The following is a 25,238-nucleotide window of genomic DNA, read 5'->3' as shown; positions in this document are numbered from 1 at the left end:
TTTTAAAACTTTTTTTTCATTTATTTGACCATTTTCATTTTACCATAGTTCAGCAACAAACCCAATCCGTAAGCGATTTACATTTTAGTTACATAAATAAGCTCTGTTTTTTTATTACATGTTCCCCACTCCTATCCCGCCGACACGCCGAGTGAATCCCTATGTATCAACTGTTCAAGAAAACTTCATAGAAAAAGTCCTTTTTCTTAAGAAAAAATAAATAATGTTGTAGATTTCACTTTTATTACATTAATTTTCTGCAAAATATGCTTGATTCACAAAGTTATAAACAGACGAAAAAAGCTCCTTCCTAGTGTTTTCTAGAAAAGAGCGAGTTTTTTTTGTCTGTGTTATTCACGATAAGGGAGTAGTTGTCTCATTACGGCGATTTGGTCATCAATGGTCTGTTCTGTGATGTGACCGGTCAGAGCCAAAATCCCTAATCCTTCAATCACGAACATATAGTTTTCTGCAATCACTGCCAAGTTTTCATCTTTTAATACACCTTGCTGAACGCCCACTTGAAAAATCTCATGGATCGTCCGTTTCGTCTCAGCGAGTTGAGCTTGCTGCAGTGAACTGGAGGCTTCGGTTTTATGCGTATAGTAATACTCGTAGACGGCTCGCAGCATACCGTCAGAAATGCTGTGGAGTAGACGCTTGCGATGGTCGGAAAAATATTTGTTTAAAATCGTTTCAAAGGGTACTTGCTCCATGATCATCTCTCGTACATCATCAAATTTTCGTTTGGAACGCTGCTCTAACACTGCCAAAAAAATCTCATCCACCGAACGAAAGTACAAATAAATGCCGCCGCGACTAATGCCGCACTCTTCGATAATGTCCTTCATTGTCGCATCAATCAAACCTTTCTTACTAAAGACGACTTTGGCACTTTCAAGAATCAAATCACGCTTTTGTTGTTTTTTCTTTTCCGCTGTAGTCAATTCGCTCTGCTGCTTCTTCGCCATTTTTTTGGCTCCTTTCATCACATTATTAATGACACTCGTGTCATTTTGTTGTATAATCAACCTAACTTAAAAATGACACGAGTGTCATTATAAAAAAAGGAGTTTTTACAATGAATACAAAAAGCAAAACCTATCGCCTTGTCATTCGTGCCATTTTGACTGCTATTATTATTTTACAGACGATGGTACCTTTCCTTGGATTTATTCCGATCGGTATCACTAGTTTAACGATCATCCATATCACGGTGATCGTCGCTGCCATCGTTTTAGGGACAAAAGACGGGATGTTCATCGGCTTAGTCTGGGGTGTTTTTACCATGATCCGTGCGTTTACTTCTCCGACAACGCCCTTGGACATTGCCGTTTTCACCAACCCAATCATCTCGGTGGTTCCCCGTGTGTTGGTTGGCTTAGTGGCTGGTCTCTTGTTTACGATCATTTACAAAAAGACCAAAAAAGTCGTCGCTGCTTCGATTGTTGCAGCAATCTTTGGGACCATCACCAATACAGTTTTGGTCTTAACCCTAATGGGAACCTTATATACTGGCTTAGTTGCCAATACCTATGGTGTCGATGCTTCGGCTTTATTCGTGACCCTCGGTGGAATTGCTATAACGAATGGAATCTCTGAGGTGATCACAGCTGCGATCTTAACACCCATTCTAGTAAAAGCCTTATTTGCGGCAACCAGTTTACGTCCAGAAAATCGTTAGTCCCTTCTCTTATCCTATCATTTTTTTCACGTTCTGAGTACTCTTTGCCCAAACATTAAAAGCCCCCGATTTAAGAAAGCTTCTATTGTATAGAAAGGCTTTCTTAGATTAGGGGGCTTCTTCTTTTATTGGTTAAAAAAAGGTGGACAGCAAGGCAAGGATCGCTAGACCGCCTTGGGTCAAAATAATTTTCTTGTCGCTAGTCACACTGCCATATGCAGCTACTAAGATAATGTAGATCAGCAACAAGCGACTGATTTCCAATGGTGCTGAAGCAAAGGTAATACTATACAGTAACCCCAAACCAATGAGTCCATTGTAAACCCCTTGGTTTTTGAACAAGGTCACAACGATCGGTCGTTCAAGTTCTGCTTTCGTCACGTTGAAGACCCGCGCCGTTGCTTTGGACGTAGTGGCAAATGTTTCTAAATAGAGAATATAGAAAAACTCTAAGGCAACCAGTACAATTAAAATCGTCGATAAAATCGTCATCTTTATTCTCCTTGTTGAGCGACAATGATCTCGCTCGGTTTGGCTGCAAAGTCAGGCATTTGCTGGAATAATTGTTGCAGCAGCGGGTTTTGATTGTGGGCGGTGATCGCTTCTTGATTCGCCCATTTTTCGACCATGACAAACTGATTGTTTTCTTCCAATGATTCATAGAGATGATAGCCGTGGCAGCCATCCTCAGTTCTTGCCGATGCTATTAATGGGGTAACAGCGGCTAAAAAATCTGCCCGCTTTTCTTCTTTGATGTAAAACGTTGCATTGATGATTTCCATCGTTTTCCCTCCTCTTATAGAAATGTCGTAATTTGTTCTGCGTCTAACCGAACGGATTCATAGCCTAATTCTTTGGCTTTTCCGACTGAAAGGATCATGACAGGAACATAACGTTCTTTGTCTAAGCCAAAAGCTTCTGCTAATTGATCTGCTTCAAAGCCGCCGATTGGGTTGGTTTCATAGCCATGCGCCCGCGCAACTAACATAAATTGCATCGCTGCTAAACTAGCGTCGATCTTCACCACATCATTCATTTGTTCTTTTGTAAGATTTTCGTAATGAGGAATGATCGCTGCTAATTGTTGGTCACGTACTTCCGCTGGCATTTTGCCTTCTGCTACTGCTTTGTTATAAATTTCTTCTCCTAGTTCATGACAAAGCATATCGCCAAAAATCAAGACCATTGCAGAAGATGTATCATTTTGTCGGACGTTGAAACGAATCAACGGTTTCAATTTTGCTTTTTGCTCATCGCTTTCCACAACGACAAAGCGCCAAGGCTGCATATTGACTGAGGAAGGTGCTGTCGTTGACTCTTGGATCATGGTCAACATTTCTTCATGGGGGATTTTGTAGGTTTCATCATAGACACGAACCGATTTTCGGCCAAAGGTGATCTCTGAAAAATTGTTATTGCTGTATTCTGTCATGGGTTTGCCTTCTTTCATGGAACTAATTTCATAAGTAATGTTAGAAGCTGTGCTTCTTCTTCTTCGGTCAAATTGATGCCTAACGACTCCTCAGAGCTGGCATGCTTTGAAGCACAACTAGCCAAATCGGCTTGTGCTTTCGGTGTCAAAGAAACAAAAATCTCGCGGTTATTGTCTTTGTTTCGTTCCCGTGTCACAAATTGTTTTTCTTCGAGAATCTTCAAATGCCGAGTGACCGCTGCACTATCGATCTTCAATTCATTCTGTACTTGATTTTGGGTACAGCGTCCTTGCTCATTCAAAAACTGCAGCAACTGATAACGGGTCAGACTAAAGCCAGTCTCTTTTTCAAAGATCGCCGTTAATTCTTGATTCACGATTTTCATCCGATACAGCAATCCGCTTAGCTCACGTAAATTCATTGCATAAACCGCTCCTTTCATCATTGACTTGTCAACTGTTGACTAGTCAAGTATAAATCATTTTCTTTTGCTTGTAAAGAGTAAGCAAAAAAGACCCGCAGCTAGGCGAACTTCATCAAGGATCGAATCAAGAATCCTTTGGCGAAGTTGCGCCATTAGGCTGCGGGTCTTCGTTACTCCGGTATTGAGAAAATACTGGAGAATTTATTTTATTTTAATTGGAAGAGTTTCTTCAAGCCCATCACAATCAGTGTAGAGATCGCTGCAGCAGCGAAGATGATCCCCCACGTGCCGGCTTGAATTGGCATCGTGTCTAATAGCTCATTCATAAACGGTACATAGACTGCTGAAAGCTGTAAACCTACGGAAAGGAGCAATGCCCCCATCAACGGTTTGTTTTTCAAGAGAGTTTTGTCTAAGCCAAAACCGCTGCTCTTACGAACGTTGAAAATATGCATCAATTGTGCTACTGCCATAAAGGTAAAGGTCGCTGTTTGTGCATAAAGCAACTCGTGATCCGTCAACATCAAGAAATTGAAGAAGCCAAACGCCACCAGACCAATCACAACACCACTTAAAATGATGCGTCCTAAGAAGCGTTTGTTGACGAGGCCATCAGCTTTCGACCGTGGCTGACGTTTCATGATATCGTCTTCTGCTGGTTCAAAGGCTAACGCCATTGCTGGCGCAATATCGATGACTAGATTTAAGAAAAGGATATGCAGCGGTTGGATCGGCATTGGCATCAAGAAGATGACACTTAAAAAGATCGTCACGATCTCAACCATATTACATGAGAATAAGAAAGAAACATATTTTTTGATGTTGTCAAAAATGATGCGTCCTTCTTTGATGGCATCGACGATTGTTCCAAAACGGTCATCCGTTAAAATCATATCGGAAGATTCTTTGGCTACTTCTGTCCCACGAATCCCCATGGCGATCCCGATATCGGCGCCGTTGAGTGCCGGCGCATCGTTAACGCCATCGCCAGTCATAGAAACGATATCGCCTTCTTCACGCAAGGCTTCCACAAGTTGTAATTTATTTTTTGGAGAGACTCGAGCAAAGACAGCGACTTCTTCGATTTTTTCGTTAAAGCCTTCCTGCCCTGCCAATTCATCGATCTCGCGACCTGTCATGGTTTTTTCATGATCTTTTAAGCCAATTTCTTTGGCGATCATGGATGCCGTCTTCGGATGGTCCCCCGTGATCATCTTCACTCGGATCCCCGCTTCTTGGGCGACCTTCACTGCCTCTTTGACATCTGTTCGTGGCGGATCGACGATGCCCGCAAAGCCTTGGATCTTGATTTCCTGTAATGCTGCTTTCAGTTCTGCTTCGTCCGTCCCACCTTGATAATCCTTGATGCAACCGACAGCGATCACCCGCTGCCCATGACTGGCTAACGTGTCATTGTATTCATGAAGTTGTTCTTTTTCTGTGGCATCAGCATCAGCTAAATCAATTAAGACATCTGGTGCCCCTTTGATGATCAATGTCCGTTGCTCTCCTTCATACACGGTCACCATGTATTTGTTGTCGGAATCAAAGGGCATTTCTGCGATTTTCTTCAGCCCGCTGTCCTGCTCTTTTTGGCGATCGATGCCGATTTTTTGACCTAAAACGACGAACGCCCCATCTGTTGGATCACCGAGGATCTCGTATTGCCCTTCGTTTTCACGTAAAGTGGCGGTGGTACATAAAGCACCATTTTCGATCATCCCTTGCAGCGCATCATGATTGGCTGCATCGATCTCGGTTTCATCCTCCGAGTCTGCCTTGTAAAATTTCCCGTTGGGTTCATACCCATTTCCTGTCACTTTGAACATTTCTCCTGAACCTAAAATGATCTCAGCAACCGTCATTTGGTTTTCTGTCAGCGTCCCCGTTTTGTCACTGGCAATGATACTGGTGGCGCCCAGGGTCTCAACAGCTGATAACGATTTGACCAGTGCTTTGTGCTCGGCCATCGTCCGCATGCCTCGGGACAATGTGATGGTCGAAACGGCTGGCATTGCCTCAGGTATCGCTGCGACCGCCAAAATAATCGAGATATGGATCATTTCGACAAATGGTTGATTCGTCAAGACCCCAGCGATCAAAACTGCCACCGCAGCAAAAAGCGCGGCAATAATGATTGCTTTTCCTAGCTTGTCCAATTCGATATCTAACGGCGTTTGACGCTTTTTGTCACCCGTCAGCATGTCACTGATTTTTCCGACCTCAGTCTTCATACCGGTTTCTGTCACTACAGCATAGGCATTTCCCCGAGTTGCCGCAGTTCCTGCAAAAACGACATTGCGGCGATCGCCTAGTGGAACATCTTCTTCATAGGTTTCTCGTGCATCTTTTTCAACAGCTTCTGACTCACCGGTCAGCGCTGATTCGATGCAGGCAAAGTTGCTCGTTTCAAGTAAGCGGGCATCTGCCGCAATGGCATCCCCTTCTTCCAGAACGAGAATATCGCCTGGAACGATTTTTGCCGACTCGATCTCCATTACTTCTCCATCACGAATCACTTTTGCGGTAGTGTAAATCATGCTTTGAAGAGAATCAATTGATTTTTGTGCTCGTAATTCTGTGATAAAACCTGTCATTACAGCAATCACCACGGCAATCAATACTGCAATTCCTTCAATCGTTTCCCCCATCGCAAAAGAGAGTAACGCAGCTGCTAGCAATAAATAAACAATCAAGTTGTTCAAGTTATGCCACAGCAATTCCCATACAGAAAGGGATTCTTGTTGCTGGATCGTGTTTTCTCCGTATTTTTCTAAGCGTTTGTCGGCTTCTTTCCCGCTTAGGCCTTGCTTGCGGTCACTTTCAAAATGTTTCAAGGTCTCTTCAGTCTTTTGCTGGTAAAATTTTTCCATCAAATTCCTCCTTTAAATTATAAACTTCTTGCCGAGGGTTTCCACGTTTCTGAAGGGATAAATCGGTACAGATACCTTGCACAGTCATTTTTTGATTTGAATCGGTTCAGGCAATTGCTGAGTGAAGGGAATATAACCAATAAGAAAAGCAAGCGCAGGTTGACTGGCTGAGGGAAAAGGTATGTGTGTTGAGCATCGATCATTTTGCGAGCAATGAAGTCGCTTCTTTTAATCGTCGCAAGTGATCTTTCTATGTACGTACTTTGTGAAAAAACCATCCGGCCTACTTCTAACCTATCATGGATGAAGATGTTCGCAAAGGATTTTGCTTCACAAGTGGTGTAAAAAAACAGTCGTAACAAAATTAGCACCACCGCTTTTGGTGACGATTGGGCAGCATGTCAGCAATGCCAAACAGGTACTCGTTTCGGTGTTTTCTTAATAAACTAAGCTTCTGCTATGTTGTGATTTACAATGTTACAACTCTAGCAAAAAAATAACTTTAAAAAGAGAACGCTTGCTGTCCTTACTTTATTTTAACAAAAAACAACAAACTTTTGAACAAAAAAAGTGTTTATTGCTAAAAAAACAATTGAATTACGACCTCTCGCTGACATTCTCCTTCCTGATCGCCAGAAAAGGTTGAAGCAAAACAAGCCATTGATCCATTGTGTTCATATAAAACAAGCACGCCAATACCCCAAAAAAGCATTCCTCGTTTGAATGATAAATCACCAACCGAGGAATACTTCGTATCTATTCTAATTTAAGAGGGAACTTCCTCACTCTCGATGTAGCAATAGACTCGCAGATCAGGCAAAGCCTGTTTGATCCGCTGTTCGATGGTATCGATAAATACGCTTGGTTCTTCGGGTCCTAGCTTCAAGGTAAGGTCGGCGACGATCAAAAGTTCTTCTGGACTTAGATGGAGGGTTCGCAAATCTTTGATTTGAATGATGGCAGGATCGGCTAAAATTTGTTTGATCGCCATTAAATCAGAAGCAGAAGCGCCTTCACCAATCAAGAGGCTATAAAATTCTTTGGCTAAAAAGACAGCAGCAGCAATCAGCAACAATCCACCTAAAATGCCGCCGAGGGAATCAAATACTGGATTGTCCGTCAATGCGGTCAATAAGATTCCTGCGATGGCGATCGTCACACTACCTAAGGCAAACAAATTTTCCGTGAAGCCTAAAAGCAGATCGGAATCGCGGCTTTCTTTTAAGAAACGGACGAGGGGCTGGTTTTGCTTGTTTTGTTCTTTGACTTCTTGCCAGCCCTCTTGAACAGCCGTTACTTCAATGAACAAACTGACAAATAAGATCGCTGCCACCAGCTGGATCTGCTCCACTTCGTGGGTTGGGTCTAGCAGATCACGGCTGGCTTCAACAACCGCTAAAATCCCACCACCTAAAAAAACTGTCATGGCAACTACAGTACTAAAAAAATAGGTCGCTCGTCCTTCACCAAACTGATGCAGTTCACTGCGTCCTCGCTGTGCTCGGTTTTCACCGATGGCTAGAAGTCCTTGATTGATGCAATCGATCAGACTATGGATACTTTCGTTCATCAAGACAGCACTGCCGCTAAAGAAGTAGCCGATGGATTTCATGATCAACCCTAAGACGTGGGTCAGCAAAACGATTCTACGGGCTTTTTGCTCTTGCTGTTTTTCCATCATGGTTCCTCCTTCGGTGTCGGACTCGCTGCAACAAGCTGTCTCTTTTCATAAGCATAGCACTGCACTTCCTAGATGAAAACGAAAGTGGCTTGTGATAAAGATTTACCATTTACTCCCCTCTTGAACGCAAAAAAACCAGGATTTCTCCTGGCTTGCTTCTGACAATAATACTTCATTAATAATTTGAATCTGATCCATACTCCGTGCCATAGCCCGTTCCGTTGTCAGTACCGTACTCGCTGCCATAGCCTGTGCCTTGAGACCCATCGTCGTACCCTGTCTGAGCATCTGTATTTTGATTTTGGGTACTCTGTTCTTCTGTCTGCTTGCCTAATGCCTTAAGCATGTCGTTTCGGATTTCATTGTAAGAGTAGTCTTGGATGTACACAATGGACTGACCATCGTAAGACTCCCCATCATACCATTCAAAGGTATGACTATTGATTTCAAATCCTGAAATCATATTTCCAGCAAGGGAAACTAAATCTTCAAATTTAAAGTTTGTATTTACGTCATTACTTACAGAATCTAAAATTTCTTGATATTTCGTCACGTTATTAATTTTTAAAGCCTGATGAATTGCTGCTTCAATGACTTCTTGCTGACGATTTCCCCGATCAACATCGGTATCCATTTTTCGAATACGCGCAAAAATCAAAGCTTGCTCACCGTTCAACAACTGACGACCTTCCGGAATCAATGTTTCCCCAGAGTTATCTGCGGCATAATCTTGATTTATGTCGTAAGGGACATTTACAGTTACACCACCAATTGCATCAATAATTTTTTTAAAACTAATAAAATTCACGTTTACGTAGTAATCGATTGGGAGCTGCAAATAATTTTGAACGGTTTCGATTGTTGCATCCTCTTCACCGACTGTATAGGCACTATTGATTTTTGCTGTCGTATAAATTGTACCCGTTCCAGTTCCATCATAGATATTCGTCCAAATATCCCGCGGGATGCTCACCATATCGATTTTTTTGTTTTCGCCATCATAAACCATGTAAATCAAGCTGTCTGTACGTGCACTGTCTAAATGATCTGTTTGTTCACGTTCCTCATCATTATCGACACCCATCAATAAAACTCCGAATTTGGAACTTACATCGGATGTTTTGAGTGATCCATCCTCTTTTTCTTTGTTAGAGGTTATCACAGCGGATTCTTTAAACATTTTATCCACTGAATTTTTTGCTGCATAATACGTATAGCCGGCAAATAAAACGATGCCTGCAATGGCGAAAAGAAAGATTCCTCCAATAATCACGCGTTTGTTGCGCGCTTTGTGGGCTCTTTGCTGTTTATATCTCGTCTTTCTATCCATAGTGCCTCCTTCATTTCTCCTGAATTGCTCTCCCCGATTGTACCAGAATTTTTGCGATCCGCCTATTTTTTTAAGAAGTTTTATTCTTTTTCTGTGAAGTCCTTTAAACATTCCTTAAAAATAATTCTGATGATGAAAGAAAGCTGGATAATTAGTCAACTTCTATGGATATTTTATTAAAAAACGATTTTTTTCATTCACCCTTTTTTGATGGATCAACTTCTTTTTCGACAGTAAGCTGAATAATTACACCAAATGGATCGCGAACACTTGCATAAAAAAACGCAAACGGATTTTCACTAGGTGCCTGGATCACCTGACTGCCCTTTTCCACTAGTCGTTGATAAAGCTTTTGAGCTGTTTTGGTGTCGTCTATCGTCAAACTCAAGGATAAGTGATTCCCTGCTTGAATGGGCTCCCCTTCGATCAATGGATTGTCAGCCAGCTGCAACTGGAAATCTCCGATTTGTAGGATGGAATGAGAAAGATACTGTTCTTGACCTGCAAGAATCTCCAGCGTTGGATCAAGTTTTTTTTGATATTCTTGGTTGGTGATGGCGAATAAGAGGGTCGCGTCTAATGTTTCCTGATAAAAGTGGATGGCTTCTTGGGCTTTGCCGTCTAAGGTCAAAAATAAAGCGATTTTTGGTTCGATCATTTGTTGGTTCCTCCTTTTCTTGTTACCATAAGTGTAACTGTGAATATTGCCAAAACTTGGCACCATTGGAGAAAGAAATGAAAAAAACAGAACGTTTAACTCAGGAGCTATTGTATTTACAAGGAAAAACCACTTTTCATCTAGCTGATTTGATGGAAACCTTTGCGATTTCAAAACGCACAGCCGTCCGCGATGTCCAATCGTTGGAAGAGCTGGGCTTGCCTCTCGTGGTAGAAGCCGGTCGTTATGGCGGCTATCAGATCTTAAAAAATCAACTGACCCCCTTGTACTTTGACAAAAATGAACGTTATACCCTTTTCTTTGCTTTACAGCTCTTACAAAAACTGTCCGATTCTCCTTTTGATCGGAGCTATCAAGGGCTGCGGCGAAAACTTTTGCAGTCTTTTTATCAAGGAGATACCGACTGGATAGAAAAAATGGAGACGGCGGTTTCGTTTCAAGGGGTGCCTCAATTGACGAGTGCACCGATCCTCTCAGCGCTTTTTTCAGCAATCGTACAAGAACAGGTCATCCAATTTACCTATCAGCGTTATCAAAAAACGAACAAGACCGTACAACCCTATCAGCTGGATTTTCGTGCTGGTTACTGGTATTGTTTGGCCTTTGATTGTCAAAAGCAGGCCTTTCGCCGCTATCGCTGTGATGCAATGCAGGGACTTGCTCCGACTGAAAAAACAGGCTATACCTTGCAGCAGTTAGCTGAAAAACAGCTGCAGCAACAAGTGTTGACACAAACACTGGGCTATCACATCCGCTTTGATCTATCGGCAAAGGAACGCTTGTGGCAAGAAAAATATCCTGATATGGCAGTGGTGGAACGTCCTAGTGAGCTTTGCTTAGAAGGACACATTGCCGACAATGAGCTTGATTTTCTAGCTGACTTTCTCTTGCAATTTGGGCCAACCATCAAAGAAATCGAACCGTTAGCCCTCAAACAGGCGTATACTGAAAAAGTTCGGCGGATGCTGCAGCCATTTACAACTGACTAAGCGTCTTCACGCTGTTCGATGATGGTTGACACTCTGCCTAAAACGATTCTTACTTATAAGGAGTTTTCTACCCATGTTTCTTTTAAATAAAAAAACCTTCCAAGCGTTGGCAGCCCCCTATTTAACGGAAGGAGCTGTGATCGGCTATGCAAAATGGCAGTCCTTCAATGCCATCACCAGCCGTACCCTGCTCGTCTTAGATGATCAGCAATTGACGATTTTGGCATTGAATCTTTTCTCGACAAAAGTCCTGCAGCACAAAAACGTGCCGCTTGCTGAGCTGAAAAAACAGCACAAAGATCCTGTTGTAGGGATGCTCGTCCCGATTCGCTTTACTTATAAAGGGGAAACCTACCGTTTTCAAATGCAGCGAGTGATCTTGCCCTTGGGAGATTGGCAAAAAACCTTTCTTGCCCGCTGGCAGTCGTGGTAAATGAGCAGCAACTGGCAGGGTTCGTTTGCCTAGAAAAAGACTTTTCAAGTGATTTACATTTTTTTTGCAAGAAAATGAATAGATTTTTCAGGGGATGTTTTCGGCTATTTCATTCTATGGTAAGATGTCCCTAAAGAATTGGAGGCTGTTATGGATTTTATTGAAAGCGAACGTTTACTGCTCCGTCCGTTTCAAGAAAGTGATTTTGCCGATACCTTTGCTATTTATCGTCAAGCGGAAGTCTGCCGTTTCTTACTTCATGAGCCTTGGCAGACAGAAACGGCAGTGGCAGCTTTTGCCAAAAAATGCCAACAGCACGCCTTGACGGACCAAGCAGGCCTTTCTTTGGCGGTACTACACGATCAAACGGTCATCGGCGATTTGTCGGTGTGGTTTACTGGTCAGCCGTCTTCCGTTGAAATCGGCTATGCCTTCCATCCGTCATTTGGCGGACAAGGGTTTGCTCAAGAAGCATTGAAGGAATTATTGGACTGGTTGTTTGCCAGTCAGAAGATCCATCGGGTCCAAGCGACGCTAGACGCCCGCAATCAGGCCTCAGCTAAGCTTTGCCAACGCATTGGATTACGCCAAGAAGCACATTTTATCCAAGACTGGTGGAACAAGGGGGAATGGACCGATAGTTTGGTTTTTGCCTGTTTGGCCAGTGAACATCCTGCTCATCCGAAATAATTTAGGAGGTTTTTTATGATTAGCTTGTTACGCTATGCCAAGGATTATCGCAAACAGATTATTCTTGGTCCGTTTTTCAAATTTTTAGAAGCGGTGTTTGAATTGGTCCTGCCTTTGCAGATGGCCGCTTTAGTCGATGAGGGGCTACGGCAAAACAATTGGTCAAAGGTCGTTGAAATGACGATCTGGATGATCGTGATGTCCGTGGTAGGCATGATCTGTGCCGTCATCTGTCAATATTATGCTTCCGTCGCTTCTCAAGGCTTCGGAACAGAATTACGCAATCGCTTGATGAAAAAAATCAACACCCTTTCCCATAGCGAACTGAACTTATTCGGTACAGATACCTTGATCACCCGAATGACCAACGACATCAATCAGATGCAGATTGCTCTGGCGATGCTGATTCGGCTGGTGGTCCGTGCGCCCTTCTTAAGTATCGGTTCGGTGATTATGGCCTTTGTCATTGATTGGCAAGCTGGCTTGATTTTCCTACTCGTCTTACCGCTCTTTTGTATCGTCTTATTCTGGATCATCGCCAAAACCGTGCCATTATATAAGAAAGTTCAAATTCATCTCGACGAATTGAACGAACTAGTGAGTCAAAATTTAAGCGGGATTCGGGTGATTCGTGCCTTTGCCCGCACAAAAACGGAAACGAAACGTTTTGATAAAGCAACTGATGATTTAAGTGATGTCTATTTACGGGTCACAAATCTCTCCGCCTTATTGACGCCTGCCACCACCTTGATCATGAATGTCGGCATTATCGCGTTGTTTTATATCGGTGGATTCAAGGTCAATATTGGCAATTTGCAGCAAGGACAAGTGTTGGCACTGGTCAATTACATGAATCAAATGCTCTTAGCGTTGATCGTGGTTTCCAACTTAGTGATCATCTTTACCCGTGCCGCAGCATCTGGTTCACGGATCAACGAAGTGTTAGCCACTGAGCCGTCGATCGGCGACGAACTTTCAGAAGTCTTTATGGATCAGCCGAAAAACAACGTGGGAGCGATTCGCTTTGAGCACGTTGATTTCCGCTTTTCAAAAGAATACGGATTAGCCTTGAAAAACATTGATTTCCAAGTCGCGCCGGGGACTATTTTAGGTATCACTGGACCAACCGGGAGCGGGAAATCTGCCTTGACCCAATTGATCCCCCGCTTCTACGATGTGGCAGATGGCAAAGTGATCGTTGACGGGCACGATGTGCGGAAATGGCCTTTACAGCAATTACGCCAAAAAATCGCCATGGTGCCTCAAACCGCCGTGCTGTTTACGGGAACGATTCGAGAAAACTTGCAATGGGGCAAAAAAGATGCCACCAATGAAGAGTGTTGGCGAGCACTCGAAATCGCTCAAAGCCGCGACTTCGTTGAAGCCTTGCCGCAGCAATTGGATACCCCGATTTTTGAAGGGGGCAAGAACTTTTCTGGAGGACAAAAACAACGGTTAACGATTGCCAGAGCATTGATCGCTAAACCAGATATCTTGATTTTGGATGATTCTTTAAGTGCCCTTGACTATCAAACCGATCTTGATTTGCGGATGGCTTTAAAAGAAAGCATTCGTGGTACGGTCATCATCATCTCCCAACGGGTTCGCTCCATCCAAGATGCGCAGCAGATTTTGGTCTTAGACCAAGGGAATTTGGTAGGCAAAGGGACCCATGAAGAGCTACTGGCAACGTCAAAAGAATACCAAGAAATCGTGGCATCACAGGCAGAGGAGGAAGAAGCATGAAAAAGAAATCATTCGATTGGTCGGCCTTTCGTCGCTACCTCCCTTATTTGACTGCCTACGCGAAGGAAACTTGGGCAGCAGTTGTCCTCGGGATCGCTGCTGGTGTTTCATCGGTTTATATGACGTATCAGATCGGTCAAGCCGTCGATCAGCTGATAGGTGCCGATCAAGTGCAGTTCAGCGCCCTCTATCGCATTTTGCTTTTGTTTGCCGGAGTGGTTTTAGTGACTGTGGTCAGTCAATGGTTGATCCAGCGACTAGGCAACCGCGTGGCGTATTTATCTGTCGCCGATTTGCGTAAAAAAGGCTTTGCCCATCTCAATATATTGCCGTTGCGCTATTATGACCAAAACTCCCACGGCAACATCGTCAGTCGTTTTACCAACGATATGGACAATATTTCCATTGCCGTCGCTGCAGTCTTTAACCAATTGTTCTCTGGTATTTCGGTCGTCTTGATCGCCTTAGTCGTCATGCTGCAAATGAGTGTGCCCTTAACGTTGGTCGTATTGGTTTCGACCCCGATCATCTTTTTGGTCAACTGGATCGTGGCACGAACGTCTCAATCGCATTTTGCTCGCCAACAAGAAATCGTCGGCGAAATTTCTGGCTTTGTTACGGAAATGATCGGCAATCAGAAAATCGTCAAAGCCTTTGATCGAGAAACCATCAACCAAAACCGTTTTGAAACGATCAACCAAGAATTGAATGTCCGGGGGCAAAAGGCACAGTTTTCTTCTTCTTTGACCAATCCCCTTTCACGATTCGTCGATCATTTGGCGTATCTGTCAGTCGGCTTTGTCGGCGGTCTGCTTTACTTTTCTGGTACAGGTGCTGTCACGGTTGGGATGATTTCCAGCTTTACGATCTACTCCAGTCAGTTTTCGAAACCATTCATTGAATTGTCAGGAATTACGACCCAGATCCAAACGGCATTGGCTGGACTTTCAAGAACCTTTGAGCTGTTGGATCAAGAGCCAGAAACAGCCGATGATCAAGAATCTCAATCACTGGGAGAGATCAAAGGCGAGATTGCCTTTGAGGAGGTGTCTTTTGCTTATGATCCTGGTCAAAAATTGATCGAAGATTTCACTTTTACTGCAAAACCTGGAGAAACCGTCGCAATCGTCGGAAAAACCGGTGCCGGTAAATCGACGTTGGTCAATTTGTTGATGCGTTTCTATGATGTCGATAAAGGCGCGATCAAGATCGATGGCACCGATATTCGTCAGTTGAAACGAGAAGAATTACGGCAAAGCTTCGGAATGGTCTTGCAAGATACATGGCTCTTTGATGCCTCTTTACGAGAAAACTTGCAATACGGAAATGACACTGCCACAGATGAAGAAATCTATGATGCCCTAAAGCATGCCTATATGTATGAATATGTGATGCGCTTACCAGAAACACTAGATACGCCGATCGGTCATCAAGGCATCAAGATCTCTGACGGACAACGACAGCTATTGACGATTGCCCGCACGATGATCAGTAACCCACCAATGCTGATTTTGGATGAAGCAACCAGTTCGGTTGATACTCTGACTGAGAAAAAAATTCAAGATGCCTTTTTGAAAATGATGGAAGGCAAAACCAGCTTTGTGATCGCCCATCGGTTATCAACGATTCGAGCAGCAGACAAGATCCTTGTAATGGATGCCGGTCAAATCGTGGAGCAAGGAACCCATGAAGAATTACTGGCAGAACAAGGCTATTACTATCGCCTGTACCATGCTCAATTCCAACATTGATCAGTCAACAACAACCCCCATCAGCTCAAAGGTACCTGCTTGAGCTGATGGGGGTCTTTTTTTATTTATTGGTTCCAAACATCGGCATATTCCGGTTTGCGTTCAAATTCTTTTTTGGCAAAGGGACACAAAGGAATGATTTTCTTTTGTTCTTTGCGGGCTTTTTCCACCCCTTTTTCCACTAATTTTTCGGCCAGACCTTGGCCCCGATAAGCGGGATCGACAAAGGTATGGTCAATGATCAAGCGTGTTTCGCCCGCTTCCGACCACGTCATTTCACCGATTTCTTTGTCGCCGTCTTTTAACACAAATCGAGTGTTTTCTTCTAAGATTTCCATGGTTCTTCCTCCTTTAATATGTACTTTAATGCACCGCTGGGGCAAGTGTGGATCACTTGTGCCGCTTGCGCTGCTTCCCCGTTATCAGGAATCACCCATGGGCGCCGTCCAACTTCAAAAATAGCGGGATTGCCCCTCACACAGTTGCCGCTGTGAGGGCAAATTTCTTTGTTGTAATAAATATCGATCGCTTCGCCACGATACTTCCGATATCCTGCAGCAATCAACCCTGCTTCTGTTTCCTTGCCTAGTGGCTGTTCGTCCATGTTGAACACCCTCCTCTTATTGATTGTCAGAAGCAATCTGCCTGCCTCCTCCTTCATCATACGACTTCTCGAGAAAAAAATAAATCATTTGTTCAAAAATAACCTCTCAGTTGCCGATCATTAGCCAAAAGCTTGCGGCAGCACAATAAAGCGTCCCGTCAAAACATGCTGCTTTGACGGGACGCTGATTTTCATTCGTGAGGCGCTTTTGCAACAAAATGGAACCGCTGCGTGGCGTAATCCCCTGCTAAATGAGGATCGATATAGAACCCGAGCTGCATCAATTCATCACCACCGAAGGTCTCTTCCCCACTTTGATAGGTCAGGTCAGGATCTAAGCCAGCCAGCTTTAAAGTAACCAATGGTGCAGAGGCTTCGGCTAAGACTCGGAAGTAAAAGACGATCGCTTCTTTTTTATCTGGGGAAACATACAGCCAGGCGGTGTCATTGCCTTCATAAGGGCTGAGCAGTCGAACAAAGCGACCCAACTGCAGCAGGCGCCGATGTTTTTTATAAAAAGCGATTTGTTCTTTGATCTGCGCTTTTTCCTTTTGTGTCAGCTGTGTCAAGTCAAGCTCATAGCCCAGCAAGCCAGACATCGCAGCATTGCCGCGAATCGCTAGGTCCGTTGCCCGTTGGGTCTGATGGTTCGGGATCGCTGAGACATGGGCACCCATGGTGGATGGCGGATAGACCAGACTGGTTCCGTATTGGATCTTCAGGCGGGCGATGGCATCGGTGTTGTCGCTGGTCCAAATCTGCGGCATATAATACAAGAAGCCAGCATCAAAGCGCCCACCGCCACCAGAACAGCCTTCAAACAGGATCGTCGGATAGGCAGTGGTCAGTTTCTCTAGGAACTCATACAAGCCCAGCAGATAGCGGTGCGCGACCTCCCCTTGCTGGGCAGGATCGAGGAGCAAGGAATAGACATCCGACAGACTGCGGTTCATGTCCCATTTGATATAGTCGATGGCAACCGTATCAAACAGTTGGGTTAACTGGTGATAGAGATGGTCTCTGACATCTTGTCGAGAAAAGTCCAACACATACTGACTGCGGCTAAGCGCTGGCTTGCGATTGGGTACTTGTAACAGCCAATCGGGGTGCTGTCGGTTTAGTTCACTGTCACCAGAAATCATTTCTGGTTCCAGCCAAAGCCCGAATTGCAGCCCTTTGTCATGGACTTTTTGGGCAAATCCTGCCAAGCCAGAAGCTAGCTTGCCTTCGTTTTCAAACCAATCGCCTAATGAGGTTTGGTCATCTTCTCGCTGACCAAACCAGCCGTCATCCAAAACAAACAGTTCGATTCCCAGCTCCTTGGCTTCATCAACAAGGGCATCCAGTTTTTCTTCATTGAAATCAAAGTACGTTGCTTCCCAGTTATTGATCAAGATCGGCCGTTCTTGCTTTTTGTATTTACCCCGAATCAAATGCTCGTCATAAAAATCATGATAGGTGGCTGACAGCTGATTCAAGCCAGCCTCACTATAAGCGATCACGGCTTCTGGGGCTTGAAAGCTTTCAGTTGGCGCCAATTGCCAGGCAAATTGATGGCTGTTGATCCCCATGATCACACGGGTTTGTTGGTAAGGATCTTTTTCGATGATGGTTTCATGATTGCCGCTATATAGCAAGCTAAAACCAAAACACTCCCCAGCAAACTCCGTAGCATTAGGTTCCAGCAAGACGGCAAAGGGATTTTGCTGATGGCTGCTGGAACCCCGCTTGCTGTCTAAACGCTTGATGCCGCGATGGATGGGTTCTCGGGTAATTTGGCGTTCCTTCGCCCACGCCCCCGGCAAGTGGATCAAATCAAAGGGCCGGTTAGGAAAATCCAGCGCTTGACTCGCCAGCTGCTCGATCGTAACAGGCTGGTTACCGTGGTTGATCACTTTGCTTGAGCGGACGATCACTGCCGCATCCTCAAAAATCGTGTAAAACAGCTGCAGTTCGAGTCCCGCCACATCATCTTTTAAGGACAGAATCAGTGTTTCGATGCCGTCGTCGGCCCCATGGGTCTGAGGCAATCCTGCTAAGGCTGGTTTGCCTTGTTGAATCTGGTAATCACTAAAGACAAAATGGCTGACTCGGCTGCCGTCAGACTGGCGAATCGTATAGGCAGCTTCTCGAAAGTCCCCGAAGCCATTACCAGGAAACTCTAGCATCAAGGTGTCTAATGAGAAAAGCCGATCGCTACTGTCTGGGGGATTAGGTGAAAAGGACCGATCAAGGCGTGGGTAGCGATAGCCACCAGAATAATGGGCGATTTTCTTCCCAAAATAAAGGTGCGCCACATTGCCCCCTTCCTCTATCTGTAAGAGATAGCTGATTTGATCGTTGCTTAAATGAAAGACGTTTAGTTGTTTGTCAAAAAGAATCATATCGTACCCTCTACTTTGTATTTGCTTGCTGATGTCCCGCTTATTTCACGGAGCCCAGCATCCCTTGGACGAATTGTTTTTGTAAAACGAAGAAAATGATGGCCGTTGGCAGTGTGGCGATCACGATGCCGCACATCATCATGCCATAATCAGGTGTATAAGAAGCACCCATAGCCGAAAGAACCAGTGGAACGGTCCGTTTGTCTGGTGATTGCAAGGCAACTAATGGCCACAAATAATTGTTCCAGCTGCCCATAAACGTAATGATCGCGGCAGCTGCATAAGTATTTTTAGCCGTCGGCATGTAGACTCTAAAGAAAATACTCAGTTCATTCAAGCCATCGATCCGAGCAGCTTCGACTAATTCTCTAGGGAATGCCTTGATGTTTTGGCGGAAAAAGAAAATCAAAAAGGCGGTACAGATCGAGGGCAAAATCACGACAGCGAAGGTATTGATCCCGATTGGTGTGCCGCTAAGCTTGCTGAACATCCGATAGAGCGGGATCATTAGCGCGGCAAAAGGCACCATCATCGACAGCAGGAGAATATTAAAGATGCAGTCTTTGGTTTTCGTCCGATAGATCTCAAAGCCATACCCTGCCATGGAGGAGAACAACAGCGCAAAGACGGTCGTAATCACGGCAATCACTGCGGAATTGCCTAATGCTCGAGTAAAATTCAAATCAGAAGAAAAGAGATTTTGGAAGTTGATCACCAATTGATCCCCAATCATGATTTTTCCAGCAACGATATCAAAGGTTTGATTGGTCATCCCTAGGATCATCCAGACAAATGGAAAAATAGAGATGAAAGCCAAAATCGCCAGAAAGACGTATTTTAAAGTGAGTGAGATTGTTTTCAATTTTCTTTTCCTCCTATTTTCGTTTGGATGATCGATAAGATCACGATCGCAATCACGATAACAAAGGAGACCGCAGCGGCGTACCCAAAGTTTGGCGTGAATTTGTAACTCAAATTGTAGATATATTGCGACAAGGTCGTCGTAGCATTGGCTGGTCCACCGCCAGTGATATTTTGAACTTCATCGAATAATTGCAGCGTACCGATCGTTGAGGTGATCGTGGTAAATAGGATGATTGGACGCAAGTTGGGAATCGTGATTTTGAAGAACTGATCCCATTTTGAAGCGCCATCGATCTCTGCCGCTTCATAAATACTTGGATCGATATTCTGCATGCCTGAGATGAAAAAGATCATATTGTAGCCAGTCCAACGCCACGTGATGGCAAAAATGATCAGTACTTTTGCCCAAAAAGGATCTGTCAACCATTGGATCGGTGCATCGATCAAGTGTAGCTGTGTCAAAAAGTTATTGACTAACCCATTTGCCGAAAAGAGACTTTTCATGATCAAGGAATAAGAAACCAAAGATGTGATACAGGGTAAAAACAAAGCGGTGCGGAACAGCCCTTTAAATTTCAATTTTTTGTCATTCAATATGTTCGATACGATCAGCGCCAAAAAGAGCATGATCGGAACTTGGACTAATAAGTATAAAAACGTATTGCCAAAGGCTTTTTTAAAGGTTGAGTCGCTCAACATCCGCTGATAGTTGCCAAGACCGTTAAAGGTCATCGCTGTCGGTGGTCCTGATTGGAATGACGTGAACAATGCCGAGACCATCGGGATAAAGACCAGCATCGTGATCAAAATGACGGGTAAGGTAATAAAGGCATTGCCGTTTGCAAACCAATTTTTTGTTTTGTTTTTCATTGTAATTCCCCCTTAACACAGAAACTCGCGATCGCTCACGAGTTTCTGCAAAGTTGTTCGATTAGTTTGCAATTTGTGCTTCCACTTGTGATTGTGCTTCTTCTAATACTTTATCGATGTCTTCGCCGTTGATCACTCGTTGCAAGCTTTCAGTCAAGACAGATTCAATGGCATAGGTGTGATTTCCGTAGTTCACAGCTGGAATTTCTTGTGACCATTGAGAGAAATCTTGGAAGACTTTTTGACCGCCATAGAAATCAAGCCCTGACGTATATTCTTCCGTTTCTTCTGCAGCATTCATGGTTGAAACCAAACCGATCTCGGTAGCTAATGTACCCATCAATTCTTTATTTGAAGCAAAGGTATTGGCTAAAAAGTCTTTGGCATTTTCTTCGCCGTCAACCCCTTTGATCACGTACCAGCCTGCTCCGCCGATGCTGGAAGCATTGACTGAATTGCTGTTGCCAGCGATAGATGGGATTGGAGCGATCGCCCATTTGCCGCTTTGGTCTTCCGCGCCTTGAATCGTGCTGGAATACCACGCACCAGTTGGCGCAGAAGCGACATTGCCTGATTGAACGGCATTGACCCCGCCATCCCAATCAGAAACTTGTTCAACTAAGCCTTCATTCAACAATGTTGCTAAGACAGTTAGACCAGCTTTGAAGGATTCATTGTCTTTGATGGTTACGGTGGAGCCATCTTCACCGGTATACCATTCGCCTGCCGATTGCATAATGATTCGTGCCAAGCCAAGATCGCTTGGGTCTAACGACATCATAGCGTGACCCGTTTTTTCTTTGACGTCTTTGGCGATGCTGATAAAATCATCCCAAGTAATATCTTGGAGATCAGCCTGCTCATAGCCTGCATCGGTTAAATAGTCTGTGCGGTAAAATAGTCCTGCAACGCCACTGTCAAATGGCACCCCATAAATGACATCGTCGACTTTATTGACCGCAAATTTATAGCTGGAGAAATCCTCCTCATTCACGATATCCGTTAGATCACTAAACGCATCTGGATAAGAAGAAAGGTATCCTTGGATGCGGTAGTCTTCGATCAAAACGATATTTGGTAGTCCGTCCGTATTTCCAGATGCCAGACTCGTATTTAATTTTTGGACGATATCATCTTGCGACATCGTCACGACTTCCACATCGACATCTTGATTTTCATATACTTTTTTGGCTTCATTGACTGCCTTGATGTTGAAGGTCTCATCCCATGCCCAGACCGTGACTTTGTTTGAGGACTCGCCAGAATCCCCAGAGCTTGTGTTGCTGTTTCCGCAAGCCGCCAAAGTCAGCACTGCAGCCGCCGTTACCATCGATGCAAGTAGTTTTTTCATTTTTATCCCTCTTTCCTTTTATTTACATGGCTAACTATACACTGACTTTGTAACCGTATTCAACGATTATGAAAGAGCTTACTAAATTTGTCCAAAAATAGAAAAAAGTTACAATACCTTTCTTTTTTGAAAGCGTTTATAATAAAGAAGAGATATAGGGGGGATACCATGACTATTTTACGCACGGTCTTAGTCGTTGATGATGAGGCAACGATCCGAGATGGATTGAAACATATGATACGTTGGGAGCAAGAAGGGTTCCGTCTCTTAGGCGATGCAGCGAACGGGCAAGAAGCATTGGCGCTGATCCATGAACTGAATCCCGACATCGTGATCACAGATTTGAAAATGCCACAAATGGACGGTCTTCAACTCACAACGATCATTCAACAACAATATCCAGAAGTCCATTTTTTGGTCTTGAGCAGCTACGATGATTTCCAATACGTCAGTCAGTCTTTTAGAAATGGTGCCGTAGATTATCTTTTAAAACCGACACTGACACCGATACTCTTGTTGAAGACACTGCACAACATCTCACAAAAGCTGTCACATACAAAAGGCTCCGTGACTGAGGAGACGCAGCTGCAAGAATCGTTGAATCGCTATTTAGCAGGGTATGAAGAACCGTTGGCTCCTTTGGCGGACTACCTTGCATTAGATCAGTCGCAACAGCAAGCCCAAATTTTGACCACCAATTTTAGCGGCTTTCGTGCCAATGATCAGCTGCTGCACGCATTAACGGAATTTACTCAATCACAACCGCAAGTAAAGACGCTCTTTTTTCAAACCAGTAACAAAGATGCCGGCTTAGTGATTAGTTATCCCGAAGGAACGGATGTTTATTCTTCTTTGAAAGAAACGTTGGAACAATTGCGTTTTACCGAGCCAGACGCCTTCTTTACTCTCAGTGTGCCCTTTCAAAAGATTGAACAGTTGCGGGACCATTTTGTGACGCTTAAAGCCAAAAGCCAAGGACAATCGTTTTTTTATAAACGACAACGGCTGGTGCCAGAACAAGAACTCTTTTTGTACATTGAAAGTGATCGCTTTGATACGAAGAAGTTCTTACGGGCTTTGTTAGACAACAACTTTTTGTTAGGAATCACCAGAATCGAGGAATATTTTAATGACATGATCTTATCCAATGTCGATCCGACATTCTTAAAACAGCAGGCCAGCAGTATTTTTTACACGTTACTGTCCCGCTTGGAAGAAGAATTTCCCACTGCGCCACGCTTTAGCCGCTTAAAAGCCGAATTTTTGCATGCCATCGGTCACGTGCAGTATTTGGAAGATTTTTCTGATTTGTTGTTGGCGACCATTGATGATATTCGTCAACAGTTGACGACCTTATCACCGCTGGATGAAGATGATCTACTCGTTGCGATTCAGCGCTTTATTCAAGACAACTACACCAAAAGTCTGTCTTTGTCTGAACTAGCTGAAACCTTTCATTTTAGTTACACCTATCTTTCGGCTTTTCTTTCTGCGAAACTGAAAATGAGCTTTTCTGAGTATGTAAAGAAAACCCGCTTGGATAAAGCCAAAGAACTACTGACACAATCTGATCTGAATCTATCTGAAATCAGTGAAGCGGTCGGGTATTCGGATATCAGCTATTTTTCTCGCATCTTTAAGAAAGAATGCCAAGTCACCCCATCGAAGTATCGGCGGTTGAATCAATTATGAAAATCAACCAATGGATTCAGAAAAATGAATTATTCAGTCGGATCTTCCTCTTTGTTGTCGTCGGGGTCATTAGTGTTTGTCTGCTAACCGTCGTCGTAATCTATGGTCGCTCGAAAGATGCCTATGTTGCTTCGTACCAGAGTTCCAATCAGCTGCTACTGGAAAAAATCCAAGAAGATTATGAGCGTCTGAACGAGAATATCCATCGGATTTTTGATATCGTCGATGAAAGCAAAGCCGTTGAAACATACTTAGAAGGCGACATGAATCAAGGCCGTACGATTTTAGAATTAAACGAGCAATTAAAAGACACCCGCTCTTTGTTTCAAGACATCCCCTCGAATTTAGTGTTGATTGGGGTCAACGGGGGCACTTTCTTTCAAAACGATGCGGTTCGCAATCAATCAGTAGATGATTTTCTCGCCAGTGCCTTTATCCAGCAGATCAATGACAATGACGCCATCAGTCAGTATTATTTCTTGGACCAAGGCTTGAGCACCTCCACCAGCGACTCCCCTGGCTTGATGTACGTGCGCAAATTAATGAAAGAAGAAACGATTTTCGGCTATGCCCTGATTTTCTTAAAAGAATCCGATTTTTCTTCGATCTATCGTCAACTCTTAGATACCAGTCTCCACTCGATCTATATCGTCAATGAACAAAATCAAATTCTTTCTACTTCTGATCCGAGCCTTTTAGGCAAGCCGTTTGAAGATCGTCTCGTCACGGTCAAAAGAGATACTAGCATCAATCAGCTGCCCCTTTATTCGTATCATTTTACTTTTTACGATGTTTTGGATGAATCGCATCTAGTACGCAATATGAATCTGATCAAGCCAGCTCTTTTGATTTCTGTCGTCAGTATTTTACTCTTTAGTCTGCTGGCATTTTGGATCATCCGCAATATCACCCAACCGATTTATCAGCTGATTGCCAAGCTGCCGGCGGTCACACAAGGCGATTTCAGCGACAAGGTCACCATCAACGGGACGTACGAAACGCGAGAATTGGGGCGTGCCTATAACTTGATGCTAGAGGACTTAGAATCTTATGTCGATCATTTAATGGTTACAGAAGCCGAAAAACGCAAGTTCGAGATCCGCTCGTTGCAAATGCAGATCCAACCGCATTTTGTCTACAACACATTGACTGCCATTAAGTTTTTGATCTGGCAAAACGAACAAGAAGCCGCAACCCAAGCGATTGAAAGCTTTGTCCAATTGTTGCGGCACACCTTTAACCGCAAAGAGATCGTCCCCTTAAAAGATGAGCTAGCGATCGTGGAAGAATACCTCGTGTTAATGAACGTACGTTACGGCAATCGCATCCAATCGACGATTTTTTCAGAAGATGGCTGTGAAGATATTCTCGTACCGAAAATGATTTTGCAACCGATTATCGAAAATGCCTACCTGCATGCCTTTCCCGAAGAGGATTCAGGATTGATCCAGATTTTTTCTCGCGTCAGTAAGGAAGGCCTGAAAATTGAGATCATCGATACGGGCATCGGGTTCAATGAAGAGCACCCAACCAGCACCGCCAACCACTTTGAACACTATTCGGGTATTGGTTTAGACAATATTGATCAGCGTATCAAGCTGCTCTATGGGGAAAAATACGGATTGACTGTAGAATCACGCATCAACGAAGGAACCACCGTTCGCTTGCTGCTGCCGATCCAGCGGGAGGAATCAGAGTAATTTCTTTCATTAAATAAGAAAAGCGCCAACAGAACCAGACAGCTTCCAAGAGCAGTTCTG

The 25,238-nt window shown here is 44.0% G+C and carries 22 protein-coding genes and 1 pseudogene; 8 read left to right on the top strand and 15 right to left on the bottom strand.

The features are described from left to right. Positions 1-350 precede the first annotated feature (350 nt). Positions 351-971, bottom strand: a complete 621-nt coding sequence (locus tag IGI69_RS05545) for a TetR/AcrR family transcriptional regulator (RefSeq protein WP_005225615.1) — start codon at positions 969-971, stop codon at positions 351-353. A gap of 110 nt (positions 972-1,081) precedes the next feature. On the opposite strand from IGI69_RS05545, the gene IGI69_RS05540 reads away from it, so the two are divergent. Next, positions 1,082-1,684 carry an ECF transporter S component gene (locus tag IGI69_RS05540; protein ID WP_016613515.1) on the top strand — a complete coding sequence of 201 codons (603 nt, stop codon included), beginning with the start codon at positions 1,082-1,084 and terminating at the stop codon, positions 1,682-1,684. Positions 1,685-1,816: 132 nt separating this feature from the next. Here the strand turns inward: IGI69_RS05540 and IGI69_RS05535 are convergent, their stop codons facing one another. The 8 genes from IGI69_RS05535 to IGI69_RS05500 all read right to left on the bottom strand — a co-directional run bounded on the left by IGI69_RS05535 (position 1,817) and on the right by IGI69_RS05500 (position 10,083). Next, positions 1,817-2,176 carry a DUF1304 domain-containing protein gene (locus IGI69_RS05535; RefSeq protein ID WP_016613516.1) on the bottom strand — a complete coding sequence of 120 codons (360 nt, stop codon included), beginning with the start codon at positions 2,174-2,176 and terminating at the stop codon, positions 1,817-1,819. Positions 2,177-2,178: 2 nt separating this feature from the next. After that, positions 2,179-2,466, bottom strand: a complete 288-nt coding sequence (locus IGI69_RS05530; RefSeq protein ID WP_086294924.1) for a putative quinol monooxygenase — start codon at positions 2,464-2,466, stop codon at positions 2,179-2,181. Between the two features lie 14 nt (positions 2,467-2,480). Beyond that, positions 2,481-3,116, bottom strand: coding sequence for a nitroreductase family protein (locus tag IGI69_RS05525; protein WP_008378805.1), 636 nt, complete (start codon positions 3,114-3,116; stop codon positions 2,481-2,483). 14 nt (positions 3,117-3,130) lie between these two features. Continuing rightward, positions 3,131-3,538, bottom strand: a complete 408-nt coding sequence (locus IGI69_RS05520; protein ID WP_008378808.1) for a MarR family winged helix-turn-helix transcriptional regulator — start codon at positions 3,536-3,538, stop codon at positions 3,131-3,133. 209 nt (positions 3,539-3,747) lie between these two features. Continuing rightward, a complete protein-coding gene (locus IGI69_RS05515; RefSeq protein ID WP_413127474.1) occupies positions 3,748-6,414 on the bottom strand; it encodes a cation-translocating P-type ATPase in 2,667 nt (888 codons plus the stop codon). A gap of 766 nt (positions 6,415-7,180) precedes the next feature. Next, the gene (locus IGI69_RS05510) at positions 7,181-8,095 is read right to left on the bottom strand and encodes a cation diffusion facilitator family transporter (protein ID WP_086294922.1); all 915 of its coding nucleotides are present in this window, start codon (positions 8,093-8,095) and stop codon (positions 7,181-7,183) included. A 175-nt stretch (positions 8,096-8,270) separates the two neighbouring features. Continuing rightward, positions 8,271-9,425 (bottom strand): LCP family protein, encoded by a 1,155-nt coding sequence (locus IGI69_RS05505; protein WP_034868433.1) that lies wholly within the window; start codon positions 9,423-9,425, stop codon positions 8,271-8,273. Between the two features lie 193 nt (positions 9,426-9,618). Continuing rightward, a complete protein-coding gene (locus IGI69_RS05500; protein ID WP_042890471.1) occupies positions 9,619-10,083 on the bottom strand; it encodes a VOC family protein in 465 nt (154 codons plus the stop codon). Between the two features lie 77 nt (positions 10,084-10,160). Between IGI69_RS05500 and IGI69_RS05495 the strand changes: the two genes are divergently transcribed. From IGI69_RS05495 to IGI69_RS05475, 5 genes are all read left to right on the top strand, one after another. Beyond that, positions 10,161-11,093 carry a helix-turn-helix transcriptional regulator gene (locus tag IGI69_RS05495; RefSeq protein ID WP_438739975.1) on the top strand — a complete coding sequence of 311 codons (933 nt, stop codon included), beginning with the start codon at positions 10,161-10,163 and terminating at the stop codon, positions 11,091-11,093. Positions 11,094-11,166: 73 nt separating this feature from the next. After that, positions 11,167-11,526: a hypothetical protein gene (locus tag IGI69_RS05490; RefSeq protein WP_086294920.1), complete on the top strand. Its 360-nt coding sequence runs from the start codon at positions 11,167-11,169 to the stop codon at positions 11,524-11,526. 150 nt (positions 11,527-11,676) lie between these two features. Continuing rightward, positions 11,677-12,216 carry a GNAT family N-acetyltransferase gene (locus tag IGI69_RS05485; protein ID WP_086294919.1) on the top strand — a complete coding sequence of 180 codons (540 nt, stop codon included), beginning with the start codon at positions 11,677-11,679 and terminating at the stop codon, positions 12,214-12,216. A gap of 15 nt (positions 12,217-12,231) precedes the next feature. Beyond that, positions 12,232-13,962 (top strand): ABC transporter ATP-binding protein, encoded by a 1,731-nt coding sequence (locus tag IGI69_RS05480; protein ID WP_142967783.1) that lies wholly within the window; start codon positions 12,232-12,234, stop codon positions 13,960-13,962. Continuing rightward, positions 13,959-15,713, top strand: a complete 1,755-nt coding sequence (locus IGI69_RS05475) for an ABC transporter ATP-binding protein (protein ID WP_086294917.1) — start codon at positions 13,959-13,961, stop codon at positions 15,711-15,713. Before IGI69_RS05480 ends, IGI69_RS05475 begins: the two co-directional genes overlap by 4 nt. 65 nt (positions 15,714-15,778) lie before the next feature. On the opposite strand, the gene IGI69_RS05470 is transcribed toward IGI69_RS05475, so the two are convergent. The 6 genes and pseudogenes from IGI69_RS05470 to IGI69_RS05445 form a co-directional block, all read right to left on the bottom strand. Next, positions 15,779-16,051 (bottom strand): GNAT family N-acetyltransferase, encoded by a 273-nt coding sequence (locus tag IGI69_RS05470; protein WP_086294916.1) that lies wholly within the window; start codon positions 16,049-16,051, stop codon positions 15,779-15,781. Further along, a complete protein-coding gene (locus IGI69_RS05465) occupies positions 16,039-16,317 on the bottom strand; it encodes a (4Fe-4S)-binding protein (protein WP_142967784.1) in 279 nt (92 codons plus the stop codon). The genes IGI69_RS05470 and IGI69_RS05465 overlap by 13 nt, the downstream gene beginning before the upstream one ends. Before the next feature lie 191 nt (positions 16,318-16,508). Further along, positions 16,509-18,701, bottom strand: coding sequence for an alpha-galactosidase (locus tag IGI69_RS05460; RefSeq protein WP_086294914.1), 2,193 nt, complete (start codon positions 18,699-18,701; stop codon positions 16,509-16,511). A 40-nt stretch (positions 18,702-18,741) separates the two neighbouring features. Then, positions 18,742-19,557: pseudogene (locus tag IGI69_RS05455) on the bottom strand (carbohydrate ABC transporter permease); the annotation flags it as partial. Positions 19,558-19,559: 2 nt separating this feature from the next. After that, positions 19,560-20,435 (bottom strand): carbohydrate ABC transporter permease, encoded by an 876-nt coding sequence (locus tag IGI69_RS05450; RefSeq protein ID WP_005225588.1) that lies wholly within the window; start codon positions 20,433-20,435, stop codon positions 19,560-19,562. Positions 20,436-20,496: 61 nt separating this feature from the next. Next, a complete protein-coding gene (locus tag IGI69_RS05445) occupies positions 20,497-21,786 on the bottom strand; it encodes an ABC transporter substrate-binding protein (protein ID WP_016608159.1) in 1,290 nt (429 codons plus the stop codon). A gap of 168 nt (positions 21,787-21,954) precedes the next feature. On the opposite strand from IGI69_RS05445, the gene IGI69_RS05440 reads away from it, so the two are divergent. After that, positions 21,955-23,478, top strand: a complete 1,524-nt coding sequence (locus tag IGI69_RS05440; protein ID WP_086294912.1) for a response regulator transcription factor — start codon at positions 21,955-21,957, stop codon at positions 23,476-23,478. Further along, positions 23,475-25,178, top strand: coding sequence for a sensor histidine kinase (locus IGI69_RS05435; protein WP_086294911.1), 1,704 nt, complete (start codon positions 23,475-23,477; stop codon positions 25,176-25,178). Before IGI69_RS05440 ends, IGI69_RS05435 begins: the two co-directional genes overlap by 4 nt. Positions 25,179-25,238: the final 60 nt, after the last annotated feature.

Source organism: Enterococcus sp. DIV1083b (genome assembly GCF_051713705.1).
Taxonomy (GTDB): domain Bacteria; phylum Bacillota; class Bacilli; order Lactobacillales; family Enterococcaceae; genus Enterococcus_D; species Enterococcus_D casseliflavus.
The sequence above is the reverse complement of the archived record's forward strand: the minus strand, read 5'-3'. Positions and strand labels throughout refer to the sequence as shown.

Bases quoted from the DNA above. Each gene is read 5' to 3' on its own strand.
- IGI69_RS05545 (WP_005225615.1), bottom strand. From the start codon at position 971: ATGGCGAAGAAGCAGCAGAGCGAATTGACTACAGCGGAAAAGAAAAAA.
- IGI69_RS05540 (WP_016613515.1), top strand. From the start codon at position 1,082: ATGAATACAAAAAGCAAAACCTATCGCCTTGTCATTCGTGCCATTTTG.
- IGI69_RS05535 (WP_016613516.1), bottom strand. From the start codon at position 2,176: ATGACGATTTTATCGACGATTTTAATTGTACTGGTTGCCTTAGAGTTT.
- IGI69_RS05530 (WP_086294924.1), bottom strand. From the start codon at position 2,466: ATGGAAATCATCAATGCAACGTTTTACATCAAAGAAGAAAAGCGGGCA.
- IGI69_RS05525 (WP_008378805.1), bottom strand. From the start codon at position 3,116: ATGACAGAATACAGCAATAACAATTTTTCAGAGATCACCTTTGGCCGA.
- IGI69_RS05520 (WP_008378808.1), bottom strand. From the start codon at position 3,538: ATGAATTTACGTGAGCTAAGCGGATTGCTGTATCGGATGAAAATCGTG.
- IGI69_RS05515 (WP_413127474.1), bottom strand. From the start codon at position 6,414: ATGGAAAAATTTTACCAGCAAAAGACTGAAGAGACCTTGAAACATTTT.
- IGI69_RS05510 (WP_086294922.1), bottom strand. From the start codon at position 8,095: ATGATGGAAAAACAGCAAGAGCAAAAAGCCCGTAGAATCGTTTTGCTG.
- IGI69_RS05505 (WP_034868433.1), bottom strand. From the start codon at position 9,425: ATGGATAGAAAGACGAGATATAAACAGCAAAGAGCCCACAAAGCGCGC.
- IGI69_RS05500 (WP_042890471.1), bottom strand. From the start codon at position 10,083: ATGATCGAACCAAAAATCGCTTTATTTTTGACCTTAGACGGCAAAGCC.
- IGI69_RS05495 (WP_438739975.1), top strand. From the start codon at position 10,161: ATGAAAAAAACAGAACGTTTAACTCAGGAGCTATTGTATTTACAAGGA.
- IGI69_RS05490 (WP_086294920.1), top strand. From the start codon at position 11,167: ATGTTTCTTTTAAATAAAAAAACCTTCCAAGCGTTGGCAGCCCCCTAT.
- IGI69_RS05485 (WP_086294919.1), top strand. From the start codon at position 11,677: ATGGATTTTATTGAAAGCGAACGTTTACTGCTCCGTCCGTTTCAAGAA.
- IGI69_RS05480 (WP_142967783.1), top strand. From the start codon at position 12,232: ATGATTAGCTTGTTACGCTATGCCAAGGATTATCGCAAACAGATTATT.
- IGI69_RS05475 (WP_086294917.1), top strand. From the start codon at position 13,959: ATGAAAAAGAAATCATTCGATTGGTCGGCCTTTCGTCGCTACCTCCCT.
- IGI69_RS05470 (WP_086294916.1), bottom strand. From the start codon at position 16,051: ATGGAAATCTTAGAAGAAAACACTCGATTTGTGTTAAAAGACGGCGAC.
- IGI69_RS05465 (WP_142967784.1), bottom strand. From the start codon at position 16,317: ATGGACGAACAGCCACTAGGCAAGGAAACAGAAGCAGGGTTGATTGCT.
- IGI69_RS05460 (WP_086294914.1), bottom strand. From the start codon at position 18,701: ATGATTCTTTTTGACAAACAACTAAACGTCTTTCATTTAAGCAACGAT.
- IGI69_RS05450 (WP_005225588.1), bottom strand. From the start codon at position 20,435: ATGAAAAACAAAACAAAAAATTGGTTTGCAAACGGCAATGCCTTTATT.
- IGI69_RS05445 (WP_016608159.1), bottom strand. From the start codon at position 21,786: ATGAAAAAACTACTTGCATCGATGGTAACGGCGGCTGCAGTGCTGACT.
- IGI69_RS05440 (WP_086294912.1), top strand. From the start codon at position 21,955: ATGACTATTTTACGCACGGTCTTAGTCGTTGATGATGAGGCAACGATC.
- IGI69_RS05435 (WP_086294911.1), top strand. From the start codon at position 23,475: ATGAAAATCAACCAATGGATTCAGAAAAATGAATTATTCAGTCGGATC.